Raw genomic sequence first — 17371 nt, forward strand, 5'->3', positions numbered from 1 at the left:
GAGGGGTGAAGCTACTGCTGATTGCCGACACTCATCTCCCGAAACGGGCTCGCGCATTGCCCGACGAGGTGTGGACCGCTGTGGACGACGCCGATGTGGTGATCCACGCAGGAGACTGGGTGGACCTGGCTGCGTACGAGGAACTCTCGCAGCGGTCACGTCGACTGGTCGCGTGCTGGGGCAACAACGACGGCGAGGAGCTGCGAGCTCTGATGCCCGAACGCGCCGACGTCGTACTCGGCGGGGTGCGGTTCACCGTGATCCACGAGACCGGTGCCGCGACGGGACGGGAACGACGTATGGCAGCCGCGTACCCGGACACGGACGTGCTCGTGTTCGGCCACAGCCACATACCGTGGGACACGGTCGCAGACAACGGTCTACGGCTGCTGAACCCGGGATCGCCGACGGATCGGCGTCGGCAACCGTTCTGTACGTACATGACGGCCACAGCCGAAGACGGTGCGCTCACTGACGTGGAGCTGCACCGCATCGCCCCTCGATAGTGGTGACCGAAGTACTCACATTCCGCCGGCCACCCTGATGACGGTTCCGGTCGCGTATCGCGCATCCTCGGACAACAACCACGACACCGCACCGGCGATCTCGTCCGGCACACCGGGACGGCCGAGGGGAATGCTCGACGCCATCTTCTGTGGCCGCTCACGATCGCGGTGGAAGTCCGTCTCGATGATGCCGGGTGCCACTGCATTGACGCGAATATTCTGCGCAGCAACTTCTTTCGACAGTCCGACCGTCACAGTATCGACAGCCGCCTTGGCCGCCGCGTAGTGGACGTACATTCCAGGACTGCCCAGGGTCGCGGCAGCGGAGGAGATGTTGACGATCGAGCCACCCGATCCGGTCATCGCCGCGATCGCATACTTGCAGCAGGTGAGTACCCCGACGAGATTCACGTCGAGGTCCGCTCTGATGGTCTCGATGTCGTTGTCCACCAGCGCCCCCACAGCCCGTGCCGAACCGGCGTTGTTCACGAGACCGGTGACTGCGCCGATCTCGGCGGCTGCGGTGAAGAGATCGATCACCGCCTGCTCGTCGGTGGTGTCGGCGCGTACGGCGATCACCGTTCGGCCGTCGGTCGACAATTCGGCGGCCAACGCTTCCGCGGCAGTGGCGTCGGAGCGATAGCCGATCACCACATCGTGCCCGTCGGACACCAACCGCCTGGACACCGCAGCACCGATTCCACGGCTTCCGCCGGTGACGACGGTCAGGGCAGGACTCATCTCTCGACAATAGCCACCGCGCAGCAGGCACAATTCATGCAGGCGCGATGCGCACGCACGGGAAAGAGGGAACCGACGTGATCGATCGACCGGAATTGGCAGCGTTTCTACGGCAGCGACGGCAGTCGCTGCAGCCGGAGGACGTCGGGCTGCCACGGGGGCAGCGCAGACGCACACAGGGCCTCCGCCGTGAGGAGGTCGCTGAGCTGTGCCACATGTCTACCGATTACTACGCACGACTCGAACGAGCTACCGGGCCCGCCCCGTCGGCGCAGATGATCGCCTCCATCGCACAGGGATTGCACCTGTCACTCGGCGAGCGTGATCACGTGTTCCGACTCGCCGGGCACAATCCTCCCGTCCGCGGGTCGTCGAGCGACCACATCAGCCCGGGAATGCTACGAATTCTGGACCGCCTGAACGACACGCCCGCCGAGATCGTGTCCGAAATCGGAGAGACGCTCCGTCAGACACCGCTGGGCGCGGCACTGACAGGTGATGCCTCGCAGCGCACCGGCCCCGAGCGAAGTCTGGGGTATCGCTGGTTCACCGACCCTGAGGCCCGGCAGTCGTATCCGCCCGAAGAGCGTGCAGTGCTGTCTCGTGTGTACGCGTCGGGGCTGCGCGAGATCGTCACTCTTCGCGGACCCGACTCGAGAGCTGCGCACCTGTCCACAGAGCTGCTCGAGGTCAGCGAGGAATTCCGAACCCTGTGGGCGAAACGCGAAGTGGGGGTTCACCCACCCGAGTCCAAACGATTTCTGCACCCGACGGTCGGCCTGCTGCAACTGAACTGCCAGACCCTTCTCGACCCCGAACAAGAGCATCGTCTGCTGGTGTACACGGCCGTCCCCGGCAGTGAAAGCTACGCCAAATTGGAGCTGCTCGCGGTGGTGGGAACTCAGGTTCTGTCCTGACGCGATCCACGGTGTCGGCCGTATCAGTGGATGGGGAAGTCCTGGATGAGCTCGTGGTAATCGTCGAACATGGGTTCTGCAGATCGAATCCGCAGATCGACACCAGCACAGGAGCTTGTTATGGGCCGCACAGCACACACATCCCTTCCCGATCTGACGGGGAAGATTGCCGTCGTCACGGGAGCAAGCGACGGGATCGGAACGGTTATCGCCACGCAGCTCGCTCGCTCCGGTGCCGAGGTCGTCATGCCGGTGCGCTCGGCCACCAAGGGGGAGCGGGCAGCCGAATCGATCCGAGTCGCGGTGCCGGGAGCGAAGGTCACCACTCGGGCGCTGGATCTGTCGTCCTTGGAATCCGTTTCCGCCCTGGTGGACGACTTGTCATCCGATGGCCGGGCGATCGACATACTCGTCAACAATGCAGGTGTCATGCAGCCACCTGCGCGTCAGGTCACCGAGGATGGATTCGAGCTGCAGTTCGGTACCAATCACCTCGGCCACTTCGCGCTCACCCTCGGTCTACTGCCGCTGCTGCGGAAAGGTAATGCGCGGGTCACCCATCAGACGAGCATTGCGGCACGGTCGGGGACCATCAATTGGGACGACCTCAACTGGGAGCGTTCCTACGACGTCATGAAGGCCTACAGTCAATCGAAGCTCGCGGTGGCTCTGTTCGCACGCGAACTCGAGGCTCGTAGTAGTGCAGGCGGCTGGGGAATCACCAGCAACATCGCTCACCCGGGAATTTCGCCGACCAACTTGCTTGCGGCACAACCGGGATTGGGGCGACCGAAGGATTCGGCCGGCAGACGATTGATCGGCGTTCTTGCCCGCGTCGGCATTGCGGGCACTGTGGACAGCGCAGCGCAGCCAGGATTGATTGCGGCCGCGGGTAGCGACGCGCGTGGGGATCAGTTCTTCGGTCCCAAGCGAATCATCGGCGGGCCACCGGCCGAGGTCGGCATGTGGAAGCCGATGCGCAGCATGGACGATGCGCGCCGCTTGTGGGGTGCATCGGAACAACTGACCGGTGTGCGGCTCTCGTCCTGAACGGCACTGGTTCCGAACAGCACTGGTTCCGAACGGTTCTCGGCCGTCACTGCGGGGTGGGCGCGGGCTCCCGGGCATGGTCGACCAGGTCGTGCACCAGCCCGTTGATGACGTCCATCTGAGTGATGACTTCGACGCGCAATCGGTCCTGCTCGTCCTCCGGCATGTCCGGGGTGTCCGGCCGGTCGAGGGACATCAATAGATCGATGTTGGTGCGCAATGCTGTCAGCGGCTCCATCAGTTCCGCGCCGGCATCGATGATCAGCTGACCCTGCCGTGCTCGCGAACGAGACAGGGAGGCCAACATCTCGTTGAAGCTGTTGGCCAGTGATGCCAGTTCGTCGTCTCCGTTGACGTCGATGGGCTCGAAATCTCCTGTGCGGGCGACGCGTTCGGTAGCGGCCCGCAGTCGCCTGACCGGTCGGAGTCCGGTGCGTGCGACGGCGGCACCGGCTACGCCTGCCAATGCGACGAGAAACGCCCCGACGAGGACCAGGGCGAGCGTGAGCTTGCCAAGAAGAGGTGACGCTCCGCTGAGAGCCTCGGCCACCAGGATCGTTTCGCCGGAGTCGGTGCGCTTGGCGGAAATGTAATAGCCCCGTACCTCGCGCAAGGATTGATCGACGTCACCGTCGATGACCGATATTTCTGCATCGTCCAGAACGCCGTCGGAATTGGTGAACGGCTCGGAGCCGTTCGTGGACGTCACCAAAGTTCCGTCGCTCATCGCGAAGGCGACCTTCACTGCGGTTCCCTCGGTGTCTTCGATGCCGAAGCCGAAGATATCGGCCGGAACGCCTGATGCTGCGCTGGCAATGATGGCGTCGCTGTTGCGTTCGACGCGGTCGATGATCTGTGAGCGGAGGGCCTGCTCTGCGACGAGATAGATCGCAAGAGCGCTGACTGCGACTGCCAGGGCTGCCACGCTCATCGTCAACACTCGGATGCGGCCGTGCAACGACAGTGCTCGCGGGCGAGCGGTTGCACGTGAATTGCTCATTTCTCGAGTATGCCGGTCGACGAGTGACGACCATTCTGCAGGCCACGCGGACCGACGTGGACAGTCGGCGAAGGTCGACGGTCCATCGAGTTCGTGCACCTGGGTTCGGCTTGCCGACCTTGGCGCGAGCGCCGGCACGGTCCGCCGTCCTCAGTGGAAGCCCGATCTTCAGAAGGGCGGGGTGTCGGTGTCTTCGGCTGTTGGTTCTGTTTCGGGGTCCTGGTGGTCGGGAGGGTTGGGGTAGGCGATGATGCCGGATCGTGTCGGTCGGGTGGGGATGTGTGGTGTGAGGTCGTTGCCGAGGATGGGGACAGCTGTGCCGTTGGTGGGCAGGGTGATCCGGGTGGTCTTCGAGGTCGATGTCCAGAGGATGGCTCCGCCGGGGAGCATGGTGGCGGTCCAGTAGCCGGCGGTTTTGACGCTGTGGTGGTATTCGCAGAGGCATTGGAGGTTGTTGATGGTGGTCCAGCCGCCGCCGAGGGGGTTGGTGTGGTCGAAGGGGGTGATGTGGTCGAGTTGGCAGCGTGCGGCGGGTCGGTGGCAGCCGGGGAATCGGCAGTGTTTGTCGCGGAGTCGGACGGCTGCGGTGGTGAGGGTGTCGGGTCGGTAGATCAGGGCGCGGTCGGTGAGCGGGTCGCGTGCGACGGGTTTGCCGAGGGTGGGGTCGGCGGCGATAGCGGCTTCGAGTGCTGCGGCGAGGGATGCGTTGCCGAGGTAGATGCCGGCGGGTGTACAGCCGGTGCGGTTGCCCGAACGCCCGAGTTCCGAATGGTTCAGGGCGGCGTGGTTCAGGGCGGCGCGGTTCAGGGCGGCGCGGTTCAGGGTCGGGAGATCGAGGGCAGAGCTGTGCCGTGTGCCCCGGCCGACGGGTGTGCGGGTGCAGAACAGGGCTGCGGCGGAGGTCAGCGATTGGGTCCGTCGTGGTCTGTCTTCGCCTCCGCCGGGGTCGGGTGGAGCTGGATCTGCCGCTGGATGGGCAGGCGTGTCCTCGGTCTGACCCTCCAGCGGAGCCGGTGAGGTTGTCGTCCCCGGCGGCGGCGCAGGTGCTTGTGCTGGATCGGGTGTCGAACTCGACGTGTCGATCGGACCTCGGGCCGATGTTGCAGGCGATGATGCTGGACCGGAGCCGCGGTCGGGTTCTGTTTCCTGACGGGAAGCCGATGATCCTTCCGCTGCAGACGCTGGCGCTGAAGTGGTGCTCGCATCGGTGTCGGTTGTCTCGGTCGTGTTTGTCGACGAAGCCCTGTTCGGCGCCGATGGTGATGCTGCGGTCGACTTCGTTACTGACTTCGCGTCGGGCTTTGCTTCCGCCTTCGTAGTCGCTGTATCCGACTCCTGCTGCTGGTCTGTCGGTGTTCGTTCCCACTCCCCTGTCTCCGGGTTCTGGTGTGCGAGGCCGAGGGATTCGGCGAGGGTGACGGCTTCGGTGAGCAGGATCTGCCAGTGACTGTTGCGTGCCAGCTCCTGCGCGAGGTCGGGGTCGATGGAACCATGTCCGGCCAGGTAGGCGGGGTTGGCGAGTAGTCCGATGAGGGTGGCGATGTCGACGGTGATCATCGTCAACGGCACCCGCCGATCCGGCAACACTGCGTCTTTCTTCGGGCAATCCTCGCGGTGGCACAGGCATGCCAGTCGGGGTTCTCCGTGCATGCGGGCCATGAACGCATCACACAGGCGTTCTTTCTTCCCGCGCGGATCCTTCGGGCAGAGGGTGTCGGCCATCTCTTCGAGGAGTTGCCATGCGGCGGCGGCTTCGGGTGCGGTCAACTCGGCTCGGATGCGGGCGAGTTCGCCGCCGGGACTGTAGGTGACGGTTCGGAATTTCTTCGCGAACTCCCGCAGCGCTGCTGCTTCCTCGGGTGCGACGCGCAGCAGGATGTCCCAGATCGCCTGCTCGAGCGGGCCCGGGGACGACCTCCGCGCCGCCTCGACGACCTCTTTCTCGACCGACCTGACGATGGCGTCGGAGAGGTTGTCGAGGATCCGGCATGCGGTCCGCACGCGAGGGAGGTCGATCTCCCCTGTCTCGAACGCTGCCCGTAGCAGTGGGAGCCGGGTGTGCAGGGCAACGCCGACGGACACATACGATTCGGCGACGGTCGCCGAGCAGCCCAATGCGACAGCCATTTCGGTGCGTCCGTATCGGCTGTAGTGCTTGTGCTTGGTGTCGCGGGTGATCCAGTCGCAGTGCACGGTGTAGCAGGCGGTGATCTTGCGGGCCGCGTGTCGATTCTCCTCACGCGCGGCAGCGGTCAACGCCTCCAGTGACACAGTCGGTATTGCACCCATTTTTTCACCCCCCGGTGAGCAACAATTCAGAACGTGCGTTCGAACTGAAAGAAGACTATCTCGGCCCACCGACAAGAACGGAAAGGCACTTCGGGGGACTGGCTTGGCTGGTCAGGGGCGGTGATCGGCCGCGTCGGTGCCCTCGTTCCATTGTTGCGCCCATTGCCAGAGCGGTTCGAGTGCCGGCTCCAACTCATCGCCAGTTCGGAGAGGCAATAGGTGCCGGCGAAGTCCTCGAGCAAACGGAGCGGGCGGCTCCCCGAGGGATGTGCGGAGCGGCCCAGGAAGTCCGGTCACACCGTGTATGCAAGAGGAGCCGACTACCTCGACGAGTTCGTGTCGGGGTAGTCGGCTCCGTTGGACCGGATTTTTCTCTGCAACCGGGCGATCAGCTCCCGAGGACGCAGAACTGGCCGCTGGTGAGGTTCAGTGCCAGTGACAGGGGGCCGACGCAATCGACGCCCTGAGCCTCCGAGGTGGCACCGGATCCCCACCCGGCGACTGCGAGGGTCGTCTGTCCGGCGTCGGCCCACGAGTGAGCGATTCCGCCGCCGAGTGCCAGTGCGTAGGCCGTCCCTGCATTCTTGCTCGCTCCGAGGGCGACGCCGTATCCGTTGGCGTAGGTGGCCGTCGAGCCGGGGCCGTCGTTGACGCTGACTGCGGTGCCGCTGTCGGCAGCACCTGCGGTGGCCTGTCCGGTGCCGTTGGAGGTGGCTCCGCAGCTCGCGGTGTCGTCGACCTGGATGTCGTTGGCCGACGGCGGGGACACGCAGTTGACGGGGGCTGCCGACGCGGTGGCCGTGCCCGACAGGGCTGCGACCGTCAAGCCCGAGCCCATGGCGAATATTGCTGCGGTGCGGGCAATTCGACTACCGAACCGACTGGACGTGCGCGCGGAGGAGGAGTTGGAGGACGAGCGACGGGGCAGGGAAACAGAGAACAAAAGAAAGCTCCTTCACGAGCGAAACGGGCCGGTGCGGCACACGGTACCCCGCCCCGCGAGTCCATGGCAGCAAGCCGGTCAGGTTTGTGTAACGGTGCCGCTGGCATCCGGGGATGAATCGTCGTAGAAGTCCGGTTTCGCGCACCCTGACTGCAGCGGTCGTGGTACCCGGATGCGCGTTCGGGTTGCTGTTGTGCTCTAGCGCCGATCCATCGAAATCGTTTCTGCTACTTGCTAGTTCGGTTTCTGCGCCAAGGTTGGTGATGGTGCTCGAGATGGCAGGCGGCTCCGCACGGCAGCAGGCTCCGGCACCGGTCGAACGCAAGGAAATCGTTACCGGGTAGCTCCCGACGATCCGGCTGCGGCCGCGTCGAACACTGCCGATCTCGTCGAGGTGGAATCGGCACTGCCGAGCCGGCAGGGCGAACTCGACAGTTCGGTGTCACAGAAGTACTACCTCTCGGACCGGATCGATTTGTCGACGCTCACAATCAGTTTCACCTCCAGCGCCGAAGACGCACCCGCCAACTCGGACAGACTTCGGAACGCGATCGTGTCCGGGCGGCACGCGCCGACCGGCCGTCCACGGACCCATCGGGCTTCGTCGCGGCCGAAAACCCGACCCCCCATGTCACGGACCGGTGGCACCGCCGTACGTCGCGATCTTGTATTCGGTTGCCACGAGCGATAGTTGCAGTTCTCGGATACGTCGTCGCACGGTATCTCGATGCTCGACGAGCATGTCGAGTCGTTCCGGAACGGTGTCTTCTCCGCCGTCGACGAGTTCGACATAGCGCTGCAGGTCGCGCATCGGCATCCCCGACAACCGCATACGGGTGAGGAACACGATCCGTCGGACGCCCGCGTCGTCGTACCGTCGATGGTCGAGTCCGTCACGAGCAACCTCGATCAGGCCGCACCGCTCGTAGTACCGCAGAGTGTGCGCGGAGATATCGAGGAGCTCGGCGACCTCGGCGATGCCGAGTGGTTCGGCAAGCTCTCCGGGTTCGACGAGATCGTGCACCAGTTCGACGGTCAGCGATGCCTGCGAATCTGCGGCCGCCAGAGCCCTGTTCATCAAATCCGTCGTCGCCATGAGTACAGAAGATAGTCCGGGCGGTGCCGTCAGACCGGGCGGACGGATTCGGGTACACCCGGGAAGTCCGCGCTCGAGGACAGTTCGGCGTGGGCCTCGAGTGAGGCCAGTTCGCGGCGGTACGACTCGCGCAGCCGTCGGACGGCCTCGCGGCCGAGAGGAATGCGCAGGGGAGCGGACTCGGCCCCGACCAACTGACGGATGACGAGAGCGGCTCGGTGCGGGTCGCCTTCCTGTCGACCGTCGGCCGCGAGCATGTCGGCCCTGACATCGCCGAGGATGTCGGCGTACACATCCACGGGGGCTGCGCGTTCGAGTACGTCTGCGCTGTTGAAGCCGGTCCGAAATCTGCTGGGCTCGACGATCAGAACTCGGATACCGAACGATGCGACCTCGCCGGCAAGCGCTTCGGACCAGCCTTCCAGGGCGAATTTGCCGGCCGAGTAGGACCCTGCTCCCGGAAAGGAGATCCGGCCGCCCTGGCTGCTCATCTGCACGATCGTTCCGGTGCCCCGCGCCCGCATTCCCGGCAACACGGCGCGGGTGAGAGCGGCGGGACCGACCACATGCTGGTCGAGCATGTCTCGCAGCCGGGCGTCGTCGACCTCCTCGGCGGAACCGATCTGCCCGACGCCACCGTTGTTGACGAGTACGTCGACGCGTCCGAACCGTTCGATTGCCGCCTCGACCACGGCGGGGGCCGACTCGGTGTCTCGAACATCGAAGGCGATCGGCAGCAGTGACCCTGCGTGCTCGTCGAGCAGGTCGTCGATGCGTTCGGGGCGACGCATCACCGCGACCACGGTGTCGCCCGCTGCCAAGGCGGTCTCGGTCAGAGCGCGCCCCAGACCGGAGGACGCCCCGGTGACGAGCCACGTGCGTTGTGGAGTGATTGTTCGGGTCATGAAAGGCAAGCTAGGGCTTCGAGCGCGCTCGAACGCAAACCCGTCAGACGCTGCCTTCGTACCCGTGTTGCCGCCATGCCTCGTACATCGTCACTGCCGCCGCGTTCGCCAGATTCAATGATCGACGGCCCGGAATCATCGGGATTCGCAGTCGATCGGTCACGTGTGGGTCGTCCAGGACGTCGTCGGGCAATCCAGTCGGCTCCGGTCCGAACAGGAGGACGTCGCCCGGTTCGTACGCGACGTCGGCGTAGGACCGGTCCGCGTGGGCGGTGTAAGCGAACACGCGAGTCGGAGCCAGCGCAGCCCAGGCCGAGGGGAGATCGGTGTGCACCGTCACCGACGCCAGATCGTGGTAGTCCAAGCCTGCCCGCTTGAGCTTCGGCTCGGACATGTCGAAGCCCAGCGGGCCCACCAGGTGCAGTTCGCAGCCGGTCCCGGCGACCAGGCGAATCGCGTTGCCGGTGTTCTGTGGGATGCGGGGTTCGAAGAACATGAGTCGAAACACCCGGTTCACTCTGCCATCACGAGCCCGGGAAGTATGGGGCAGGTGGACGACGAACAGACGATCGGTGAGGACTTTTCCGACACGCGACTGGACGGGCAGGAGTGGACCGGCAGGCAGTTCGTTCGGTGCACATTTCGCGACGCGGACATGAGCGGCGTCCGAACCGACTCGGTGGTGTTCACCGAATGCGACTTCACCGGCACCGACCTGACCGAATCGATTCACACGAACTCCGCATTTCGATCGTGTACCTTCACTCGGACGAATTTGCAGCACAGCACCTTTCGTCATTCGACCATGATGGGATCGACGTTCGTCGACAGTCGCATGCGTCCGGCGACGTACGACGAGGTCGACTTCACCCTCGCGTCACTGGGCAACGCGGACCTTCGCGGCCTCGATCTGACGGGGTGCCGGATGCGGGAAGCGAACCTCGTGTCCGCAGACTTCAGGAAGGCCACTGCGCGCTCGGTCGATTTCGCAGGTGCCCGTACCGTCGACGCCAAGTTCGACGAGGCGGATCTGCGCGGAGCCGTCGCCGACGCATCGCTGTGGGTCAGCGCGAGCGTGCGCGGTGCGAAGATCGAGCTGATGCAGGCCGTGGCGTACGCGGCAGCGCACGGGCTCGTCGTCGAGGGCTGACGGTGGGGATCGGACCGGTGCGCCGCTACTGACGCCGAACCTGGAACAATGACCGGGTGACTGCAACGATTCTCGATGGCAAAGCGACCCGTGACGAGATATTCGTCGATCTCACCGCCCGCGTGGCAACGCTGCGTGAGCAGGGCATCACCCCAGGTCTTGCGACCGTGTTGGTGGGCGACGATCCGGGTTCGGCCGCGTACGTCCGGGGCAAGCACAACGACTGCGCCAAAGTCGGCATCACCTCGATTCGTCGTGACCTCCCCGCGGACATCACCCAGGCGGATCTCGAGGCCGTCATCGACGAACTCAATGCCAACCCCGAATGCACCGGCTACATCGTTCAGTTGCCGTTGCCGAAGCATCTCGACGAGAACGCTGCGCTCGAGCGAATCGATCCGGACAAGGACGCCGACGGTCTGCACCCGATCAACCTCGGCCGTCTGGTGCTCGGCAAGGATGCCGCACTGCCGTGTACACCTCGCGGGATCGTGCACCTGCTGCGCCGCTACGACGTTGCTCTCGACGGTGCGCACGCGGTGGTCATCGGCCGCGGAGTGACGGTCGGGCGACCCATCGGTCTGTTGCTCACGAGGCGTTCGGAGAACTCGACAGTCACGTTGTGCCATACCGGAACTCGTGATCTGGCCGCCGAGGTCTCGCGCGCGGACATCGTCATCGCCGCTGCCGGAGTGCCCGGATTGATCACCGCGGACATGGTCAAGCCGGGTGCTGCCGTGCTCGACGTCGGGGTGACCCGCACCGAGGACGGACTGCGCGGCGATGTCGCCGACGGTGTGGCGGAGGTGGCCGGATTCCTCTCGCCCAACCCCGGCGGCGTCGGACCGCTGACGCGGGCCTTCCTGCTCACCAATGTCGTCGAGCGCGCCGAACGCGTCGCCGCCGAGAGCTGAGCGAACCGACGTGAACGACGCAGAGGATGCGCGAAGCGAGCCCGACGCGGGATTTCGCGCGGCAGTCGCGCGCAACCTACCGATCGTCGCAGTCTCGGTCGTCGTCCTCGCCGCGCTCGTTCTGGTGCTGGCCGATCGCTGGCGGCGCGGCGCGTTCATCTTCGGATGCGCAGCGCTGCTGGCGGCCGTCCTGCGGCTGTGCCTGCCCGAAACACGTGTCGGCACACTGCAAGTGCGCAGTCGCGTGTTCGATGTGCTGGCGCTGGGCTGCGTAGGCGGAGCAATCGTCTTTCTGTCGCTGTCGATCGATCCGCTGGGAACCGACTGACGTCAGGGCGCAAGAGCCCGGTCGACGAGAGCGGTGTCAGCGCCGACCGAGGCGGGCCAGCTCCATCGTTTCGGCGAGCAGTTTCGCCACCGAATCGGCCTCGGTCAGAAAGCCGTCGTGTCCGTCACGCGACTGGATCACTTCGAGTCCGCGGCACTGGGGGAGTTCGCGAGCGATCTCCTTCTGCAGTCGCAGCGGATACAGGCGATCGGAGTCGACGCCGCCGACGATGGTCGGAACCTCTGTGGACGCAAGAGCTTCGGCCACTCCGCCGCGGCCACGGCCGATATCGTGACGGTTCATCGCTTCGCTGAGCAGGACGTACGTCGCCGCGTCGAACCGGTTGACGAGCTTCGCAGCCTGATGCTCCAGATAGCTCTGTGCGGAGTATCTACCACCGGCCCACGGGTCCTCGTCGTTCTGCGGTGAGTTTCCGAACCTGATGTCGAGTTCGCTCTCGGTCCGGTACGTCAGGTGCGCGATGCGCCGCGCGATGCCGAGTCCGGCCGTCGGCGAGGTGCCGGTGTCGTGATAGTTGCCGCCGAGCCATCCTGGATCGGCCTTGATCGCGGCGATCTGTGTTGTCTGGGTACCGATCTGGTCGGCAGTTGCCCTGGCACCGACCGCGAGGACCAACGCGGCCGCCACTCGGTCGGGATGGCCCACGATCCATTCGAGGGTGCGCATCCCGCCCATCGAACCGCCGACGACGGCAGCGAACCGCTCGATTCCGAGTACGTCGGCCACGGCCGCCTCGGCGGCGACCTGATCGCGGATGGAGATGTCGGGGAAGCGAGACCCGTAGGGCGTGCCGTCGGGAGAGAGGCTGCTCGGTCCCGTGGTCCCGCCGCAGCCGCCGAGCACGTTGGTCGCCACGACGCACCACTCGTCGGTGTCGATGGGGCAACCGGGACCGACCATTCCGTTCCACCAACCGGGCAGAGCGTGATCGGCGTCCGGCGGACCGGACACATGCGAGTCCCCGGTCAGGGCGTGTTCGACGAGTACCACGTTGCTGCGGTCGGTGGCGAGTTCGCCCCACCGCTGCACCGCGACGGTCACCTGGGGGATTCGAGCGCCGTTCTCGAGATCGAGACCACCGATGTCGATGGTGCCCAACCGCCCGTCCGGAGACGGAAGAACCGCCTCCGGACGAACGCCTGTGTCGCAGCTGTGACTCAAGATGCCGCCGCGCTGAATCCGACCTCGAGATCGGCGATGATGTCGTCGATTCCTTCGATGCCCACGGCGAGACGCACCAGGCCGGGAGTGACGCCCGAGGCCAGCTGCTCCTCCGGAGTCAGCTGGGAATGCGTGGTGGATGCGGGATGAATGACGAGTGAGCGCACGTCTCCGATGTTAGCGACGTGGCTGTGGAGAGTGAGTGCGTTGACGAACTTCTTGCCCGCGTCCACACCACCCTTCAGCTCGAACGCGATGATCGCGCCCTGCCCCTTCGGCAACAATTCCTGCCCGCGCTGGTACCACGGCGACGACTCGAGTCCCGCGTAGTTGATCGAGACGACGTCGTCGCGACCGGCGAGGAAGGCGGCAACCTTCTGTGCGTTCGCCACGTGCCGCTCGATCCGAAGGCTCAACGTTTCCAGACCCTGGCTGATGAGGAAGGCGTTGAACGGCGAGACTGCAGCACCGATGTCACGCAACAGCTGAACGCGTGCCTTCAGTGCGAACGCGGGCGCGCCCAGATCGGCGAACACGACGCCGTGGTAGCTCGGATCCGCGGTGGTGAAATTGGGATGACGGCCCTGCGTCCAATCGAAGGTGCCGCCGTCGACGATGACGCCCGCGATGGCCGTTCCGTGTCCGCCGAGGTACTTCGTCGCGGAGTGCACCACGATGTCGGCACCGTGCTTCAACGGCTGCAGCAGGTACGGCGTCGCCACGGTGTTGTCCACGATCAGTGGAATGCCGTTCTCGTGGGCCACGGCCGAGATCCCTGGGATGTCGAGAATGTCGTTCTTCGGGTTCGAGATCGACTCGCCGTAGAACGCCTTGGTCGACGGAGTGATCGCGGCGCGCCACTGCTCGAGGTCGTCGGGATCGTCGACGAACGAGACGGTGATGCCCAGCTTGGGGAGCGTGTAGTGGAACAGGTTGTACGTGCCGCCGTAGAGCCGCGGGCTCGACACGATGTGGTCGCCCGCCTCCGCGAGGTTGAGAATTGCGAACGTCTCTGCGGCCTGACCCGATGCGAGCAGCAACGCCGCGACTCCACCTTCGAGGGCGGCGATGCGCTGCTCGACGACATCCTGGGTCGGGTTGATGATGCGGGTGTAGATGTTGCCGGGCTCGGCCAGTCCGAACAGCGCGGCTGCGTGGTCGGTGTTGTCGAACGTGTACGAGGTGGTCTGGTAGATCGGCAACGCACGAGCCCTGGTGGTGCCGTCCGGGGTCTGACCCGAGTGGATCTGCTTGGTCTCGAAACTCCAGTCGGCCGCGGGATCGGTGAACGGATCCTCGGTGGGAGCTCCGGTGGCGTCGACGACGTCGGGGGTGGAATCGGTCATGGCTGGTGATACTCCGTTTTCTGAGACGAGTCTGTTCGAGACGAATCGAATGTCGAATGAAGCTCGAGAGGTCGAGCACTACGGGGCGTATCGGTACAGCAACACATGAGAGAACCTCCTGACAGGCTTCGGCCCCTGGGGACCGAAGGTTCAGTGGGTCCGCTTCCTGCGGACCCGCGCTTGTCGATACGGCACTCGCATGCCGGATCGGCCTGGTCGTTCACCCGGGGCACCCCACCGCGGTTGGAGGGTTGCCGGCCAGCAAGCCGGGGCTCGATGCTGGCACTCATGACCTGGCGAAGATCCTAGCCGGTGATGGCCCTCCACCGGAACGAGGGCACGCGCACCGCGCTCGGGTGGAGCTCGAGCAGATGCTCGGGTGAGCACAATCACCGCTCATCGACGCGAAACGAGCTGCCTCGGGGAAGACAATTGATCGGAGCGACGTTGCCTTCTGGGTCGGACCCGGGCGGTCTCCGATCGCAGGCTCGATCCCGGCCGCTTCTTCTGCCCCCTATTTGCACACGAAGGTTGTACTGCTGTGACTGTCACCGATTCCGCTCTTGCCCGAGTCAGCGCTGTGCGCGGCAAGGTGTCGAGTGGTCTGAGTGTCAGTCATCGACCGCACTCGACCCGCCGCAAGCTCGCGATGTTGGCACTGTCCATCGGCGGCTTCGGGATCGGCACCACGGAGTTCGCGTCGATGGGCTTGCTGCCGGACATCGCGACGACGATGGGGATCTCCGAGCCCTCGGCCGGCCACATGATCTCCGCGTATGCGCTCGGCGTTGTGGTCGGTGCGCCGACCATCGCGGCACTGGCTGCTCGCGTCCCCCGGCGGATGTTGCTGCTGGCGCTGATGGTGGCCTTCACGCTCGGCAACCTCGGCACGGTGTTCGCGCCCAGCTTCAACGAGCTCGTTGCCTCGCGCTTCGTCGCGGGTCTGCCACACGGTGCGTACTTCGGAGTGGCCGCGCTGGTGGCTGCCCACCTCGCCGAACCGGGTAAGCGAGCCAAGGCCGTCGCGATGGTCATGATGGGACTCTCGGTCGCAAACGTCGTCGGCGTCCCGGTGGCTACGTGGATCGGGCAGGCGCTGGGATGGCGTAGTGCATTCACACTCGTGGCCGTCATCGGTGCCCTCACCGTCGCCGCCCTCGTCCTCTGGATGCCACGACTCGACGCGATGCCGACCACCAGCCCCATCACCGAACTGGGCGCACTGCGCCGCAGCCAGGTGTGGATGACCCTGTTCGTGGGCATCGTCGGATTCGGTGGCATGTTCGCGGTCTACACCTACATCGCGTCGACGCTGACCGACGTCGCCGGTCTCGCCCGCGCGCTCGTTCCGGTCGCCCTGATGATCTACGGACTCGGAATGGTCGTCGGAAACTATGCCGGCGGATGGCTCGCCGACCGCTACCAGCTCAAGGGCACCTTCGTCGGTCTGGCCGCGACGGCCGTGTTCCTTGCCGTGTTCGTCGTGGCCGCACACAATCCGATCACCGCGCTGCTCGTGGTGTTCCTCATCGGCGCGTCCGGCTCCTCGGTAGTGCCGGGCCTGCAGACGAGGTTGATGGACGTGGCCGAGGACGCCCAGACGCTCGCCGCATCGCTCAACCATGCCGCGTTCAATCTGGCCAACGCCATCGGAGCGGCAGTCGGTGGAGCCGTGATCGCCGCGGGCTTCGGCTACACGGCACCCGCCGCCGTCGGCTCGGGCCTGGCGGTGGCCGGTCTCGGTGTACTGGCCACCGCCATGTGGATGGACAAGCGTTCCGCGGCGTAGGAGCGCCCGGGATCAGCCGGTGATCGTTGCCGGCGATCCACCGAGAGCGTCGTCCAGAGCCGGAACCAGCTTGTCGATCACGTACGGCAGGCTCAGCACGCTGGTGAAGTAGATCGCGCCGGCCGTCACGCCGTCGGTGAAGACCACGTTGCCGTCCTTCACCGGCTCGAGTGCGTCGTACATCGCCTCCTTCTCCAATTCCGTGCGGTCGCCGGGCTCCTCGGTTCCCCAGATCAGCACGTCGGCGGCGTTGAGGACCGACAGGTTCTCGAGCGGGATGCTCGCCTGCGCGCTGCCGTCGGCCGGAACGTAGGCGTCGATGTCGTCGGGAATGACGAAGCCCAATTCGGTCAGGAAGTCGGTGCTCAACCCGTCCTGGTACGCGATCGCCTTGCCCTCGTAGAACGCGTTCTGCAAGAAGATCGCCTTCGTGCCGGCAAACTCCGGGTGTGCGGCCGCAGCGTCGGCGAACTTCTGATCGACGCCGTCGATCAGGGCATCGACCTCGGTCTTCTTACCGAGCGCACGTCCGATCTTCTCCGCCTGGACGTCCCAGGGCTCGAAATAGGCGGTCGACGCGTCCGACTGGGCGAGCGTCGGGGCAATGTCACTGAGCGTGTTGTACGTGTCCGCCGTCAGGCCTGCATTGGTGGCGATGATCAGATCGGGCTCGAGTGCGGCGATCTTCTCCGTCTCGAATCCATCGTCGTTCGAGAGCACTTCGGGCTGAGCGTCGCCCAGAGCTGCCTGCGCCCAGGGCCAGGTTGCGTACGGCTGTTCGCCGTACCACTCCGTGACGCCGACGGGTATCACGCCGAGCGCCAAGACGGTGTCCTGCTCGGTGTAACCGGCCACCACGATACGAGTGGGTTCTTCGGGCACAACGGTCTCACCGAACGCGTGCTCGATCGTGACCGGGAAGGCGGCCGAATCGGAGGACGCACCGACCGTCGGTGCCGGCTCGTCGGTGGAGTTCGAGCAGGCAGTCAGCAGTCCCACGGTGGTCAGCGCAATGGCGCACACCGCCCAGGTTCGGTGAAGTGGTCGGATGTGCATCGATACGCCTTTCGTAAGGGTTGGCTAACATCAGGAAGGGTAGCCCACCCTAATTTCAGCGTGTCGGTGAGTCCGTCGGTCGCCGCGCCGTGAAAGGCCTGGCTCAACCTTCACCGAACCTCCACATTTCCCGACGGGCTCCTCCACGTGCGCCCTCTA

Annotated in this window: 17 protein-coding genes, 1 pseudogene and 1 riboswitch; of the genes and pseudogenes, 8 read left to right on the top strand and 10 right to left on the bottom strand. The window is 65.3% G+C overall.

Going from position 1 to position 17371, the window contains the following annotated elements; genetic code table 11:
* Nucleotides 1-5: 5 nt before the first annotated feature.
* Nucleotides 6-506: a metallophosphoesterase family protein gene (locus CH271_RS12175; protein WP_094633815.1), complete on the top strand. Its 501-nt coding sequence runs from the start codon at nt 6-8 to the stop codon at nt 504-506.
* 15 nt (nt 507-521) lie between these two features.
* On the opposite strand, the gene CH271_RS12180 is transcribed toward CH271_RS12175, so the two are convergent.
* Nucleotides 522-1247 (bottom strand): SDR family NAD(P)-dependent oxidoreductase, encoded by a 726-nt coding sequence (locus tag CH271_RS12180; protein WP_094633725.1) that lies wholly within the window; start codon nt 1245-1247, stop codon nt 522-524.
* 77 nt (nt 1248-1324) lie between these two features.
* Between CH271_RS12180 and CH271_RS12185 the strand changes: the two genes are divergently transcribed.
* Both CH271_RS12185 and CH271_RS12190 read left to right on the top strand, forming a co-directional pair.
* Nucleotides 1325-2164 carry a helix-turn-helix transcriptional regulator gene (locus tag CH271_RS12185; RefSeq protein ID WP_094633726.1) on the top strand — a complete coding sequence of 280 codons (840 nt, stop codon included), beginning with the start codon at nt 1325-1327 and terminating at the stop codon, nt 2162-2164.
* Between the two features lie 120 nt (nt 2165-2284).
* Nucleotides 2285-3214, top strand: coding sequence for an SDR family oxidoreductase (locus tag CH271_RS12190; RefSeq protein WP_094633727.1), 930 nt, complete (start codon nt 2285-2287; stop codon nt 3212-3214).
* A 46-nt stretch (nt 3215-3260) separates the two neighbouring features.
* On the opposite strand, the gene CH271_RS12195 is transcribed toward CH271_RS12190, so the two are convergent.
* The 3 genes from CH271_RS12195 to CH271_RS12205 form a co-directional block, all read right to left on the bottom strand.
* The gene (locus CH271_RS12195) at nt 3261-4214 is read right to left on the bottom strand and encodes a HAMP domain-containing protein (protein WP_037188198.1); all 954 of its coding nucleotides are present in this window, start codon (nt 4212-4214) and stop codon (nt 3261-3263) included.
* A 168-nt stretch (nt 4215-4382) separates the two neighbouring features.
* Entirely contained in the window at nt 4383-6503 is a 2121-nt protein-coding gene (locus tag CH271_RS12200; protein ID WP_094633728.1) for an HNH endonuclease signature motif containing protein, read from the bottom strand.
* Nucleotides 6504-6891: 388 nt separating this feature from the next.
* A complete protein-coding gene (locus tag CH271_RS12205) occupies nt 6892-7446 on the bottom strand; it encodes a DUF6764 family protein (protein ID WP_037188193.1) in 555 nt (184 codons plus the stop codon).
* A 376-nt stretch (nt 7447-7822) separates the two neighbouring features.
* Here CH271_RS12205 and CH271_RS29590 point away from each other — a divergent pair.
* Nucleotides 7823-8137: pseudogene (locus tag CH271_RS29590) on the top strand (DUF4349 domain-containing protein); the annotation flags it as partial.
* Here CH271_RS29590 and CH271_RS12215 read toward each other — a convergent pair.
* From CH271_RS12215 to CH271_RS12225, 3 genes are read right to left on the bottom strand one after another with little or no spacing between them, the layout of a single operon-like run.
* Nucleotides 8078-8542, bottom strand: coding sequence for a MerR family transcriptional regulator (locus CH271_RS12215; protein WP_094633730.1), 465 nt, complete (start codon nt 8540-8542; stop codon nt 8078-8080). The pseudogene CH271_RS29590 and the gene CH271_RS12215 sit on opposite strands and share 60 nt — an antisense overlap.
* A 29-nt stretch (nt 8543-8571) precedes the next feature.
* Nucleotides 8572-9447, bottom strand: coding sequence for an SDR family NAD(P)-dependent oxidoreductase (locus tag CH271_RS12220; protein WP_094633731.1), 876 nt, complete (start codon nt 9445-9447; stop codon nt 8572-8574).
* Nucleotides 9448-9490: 43 nt separating this feature from the next.
* Nucleotides 9491-9955, bottom strand: coding sequence for a tRNA (cytidine(34)-2'-O)-methyltransferase (locus CH271_RS12225; RefSeq protein WP_176460749.1), 465 nt, complete (start codon nt 9953-9955; stop codon nt 9491-9493).
* Between the two features lie 33 nt (nt 9956-9988).
* Between CH271_RS12225 and CH271_RS12230 the strand changes: the two genes are divergently transcribed.
* Genes CH271_RS12230 through CH271_RS12240 form a run of 3 tightly spaced genes read left to right on the top strand, consistent with a single transcriptional unit; the run spans nt 9989 to nt 11839 of the window.
* Nucleotides 9989-10597, top strand: a complete 609-nt coding sequence (locus tag CH271_RS12230) for a pentapeptide repeat-containing protein (protein WP_094633732.1) — start codon at nt 9989-9991, stop codon at nt 10595-10597.
* Nucleotides 10598-10653: 56 nt separating this feature from the next.
* A complete protein-coding gene (locus CH271_RS12235) occupies nt 10654-11511 on the top strand; it encodes a bifunctional methylenetetrahydrofolate dehydrogenase/methenyltetrahydrofolate cyclohydrolase (protein ID WP_037188179.1) in 858 nt (285 codons plus the stop codon).
* 10 nt (nt 11512-11521) lie between these two features.
* On the top strand, nt 11522-11839 hold the full coding sequence (locus tag CH271_RS12240) for a DUF3017 domain-containing protein (RefSeq protein ID WP_052047433.1): 318 nt from the start codon (nt 11522-11524) through the stop codon (nt 11837-11839).
* A gap of 36 nt (nt 11840-11875) precedes the next feature.
* Here CH271_RS12240 and metX read toward each other — a convergent pair whose 3' ends face one another.
* Nucleotides 11876-13024 (bottom strand): homoserine O-acetyltransferase MetX, encoded by a 1149-nt coding sequence (gene metX / locus CH271_RS12245; RefSeq protein WP_371828423.1) that lies wholly within the window; start codon nt 13022-13024, stop codon nt 11876-11878.
* Entirely contained in the window at nt 13018-14367 is a 1350-nt protein-coding gene (locus CH271_RS12250) for a bifunctional o-acetylhomoserine/o-acetylserine sulfhydrylase (RefSeq protein WP_082323496.1), read from the bottom strand. Before CH271_RS12250 ends, metX begins: the two co-directional genes overlap by 7 nt.
* Nucleotides 14368-14538: 171 nt before the next feature.
* Nucleotides 14539-14661, bottom strand: a riboswitch (SAM riboswitch).
* Nucleotides 14662-15016: 355 nt separating this feature from the next.
* On the opposite strand from CH271_RS12250, the gene CH271_RS12255 reads away from it, so the two are divergent.
* A complete protein-coding gene (locus CH271_RS12255; protein ID WP_037188972.1) occupies nt 15017-16156 on the top strand; it encodes an MFS transporter in 1140 nt (379 codons plus the stop codon).
* Between the two features lie 12 nt (nt 16157-16168).
* On the opposite strand, the gene CH271_RS12260 is transcribed toward CH271_RS12255, so the two are convergent.
* The gene (locus tag CH271_RS12260; protein WP_094633734.1) at nt 16169-17212 is read right to left on the bottom strand and encodes an ABC transporter substrate-binding protein; all 1044 of its coding nucleotides are present in this window, start codon (nt 17210-17212) and stop codon (nt 16169-16171) included.
* Nucleotides 17213-17371: the final 159 nt, after the last annotated feature.

The organism is Rhodococcus sp. 05-340-2 (genome assembly GCF_002258915.1).
Taxonomy (GTDB): domain Bacteria; phylum Actinomycetota; class Actinomycetes; order Mycobacteriales; family Mycobacteriaceae; genus Rhodococcoides.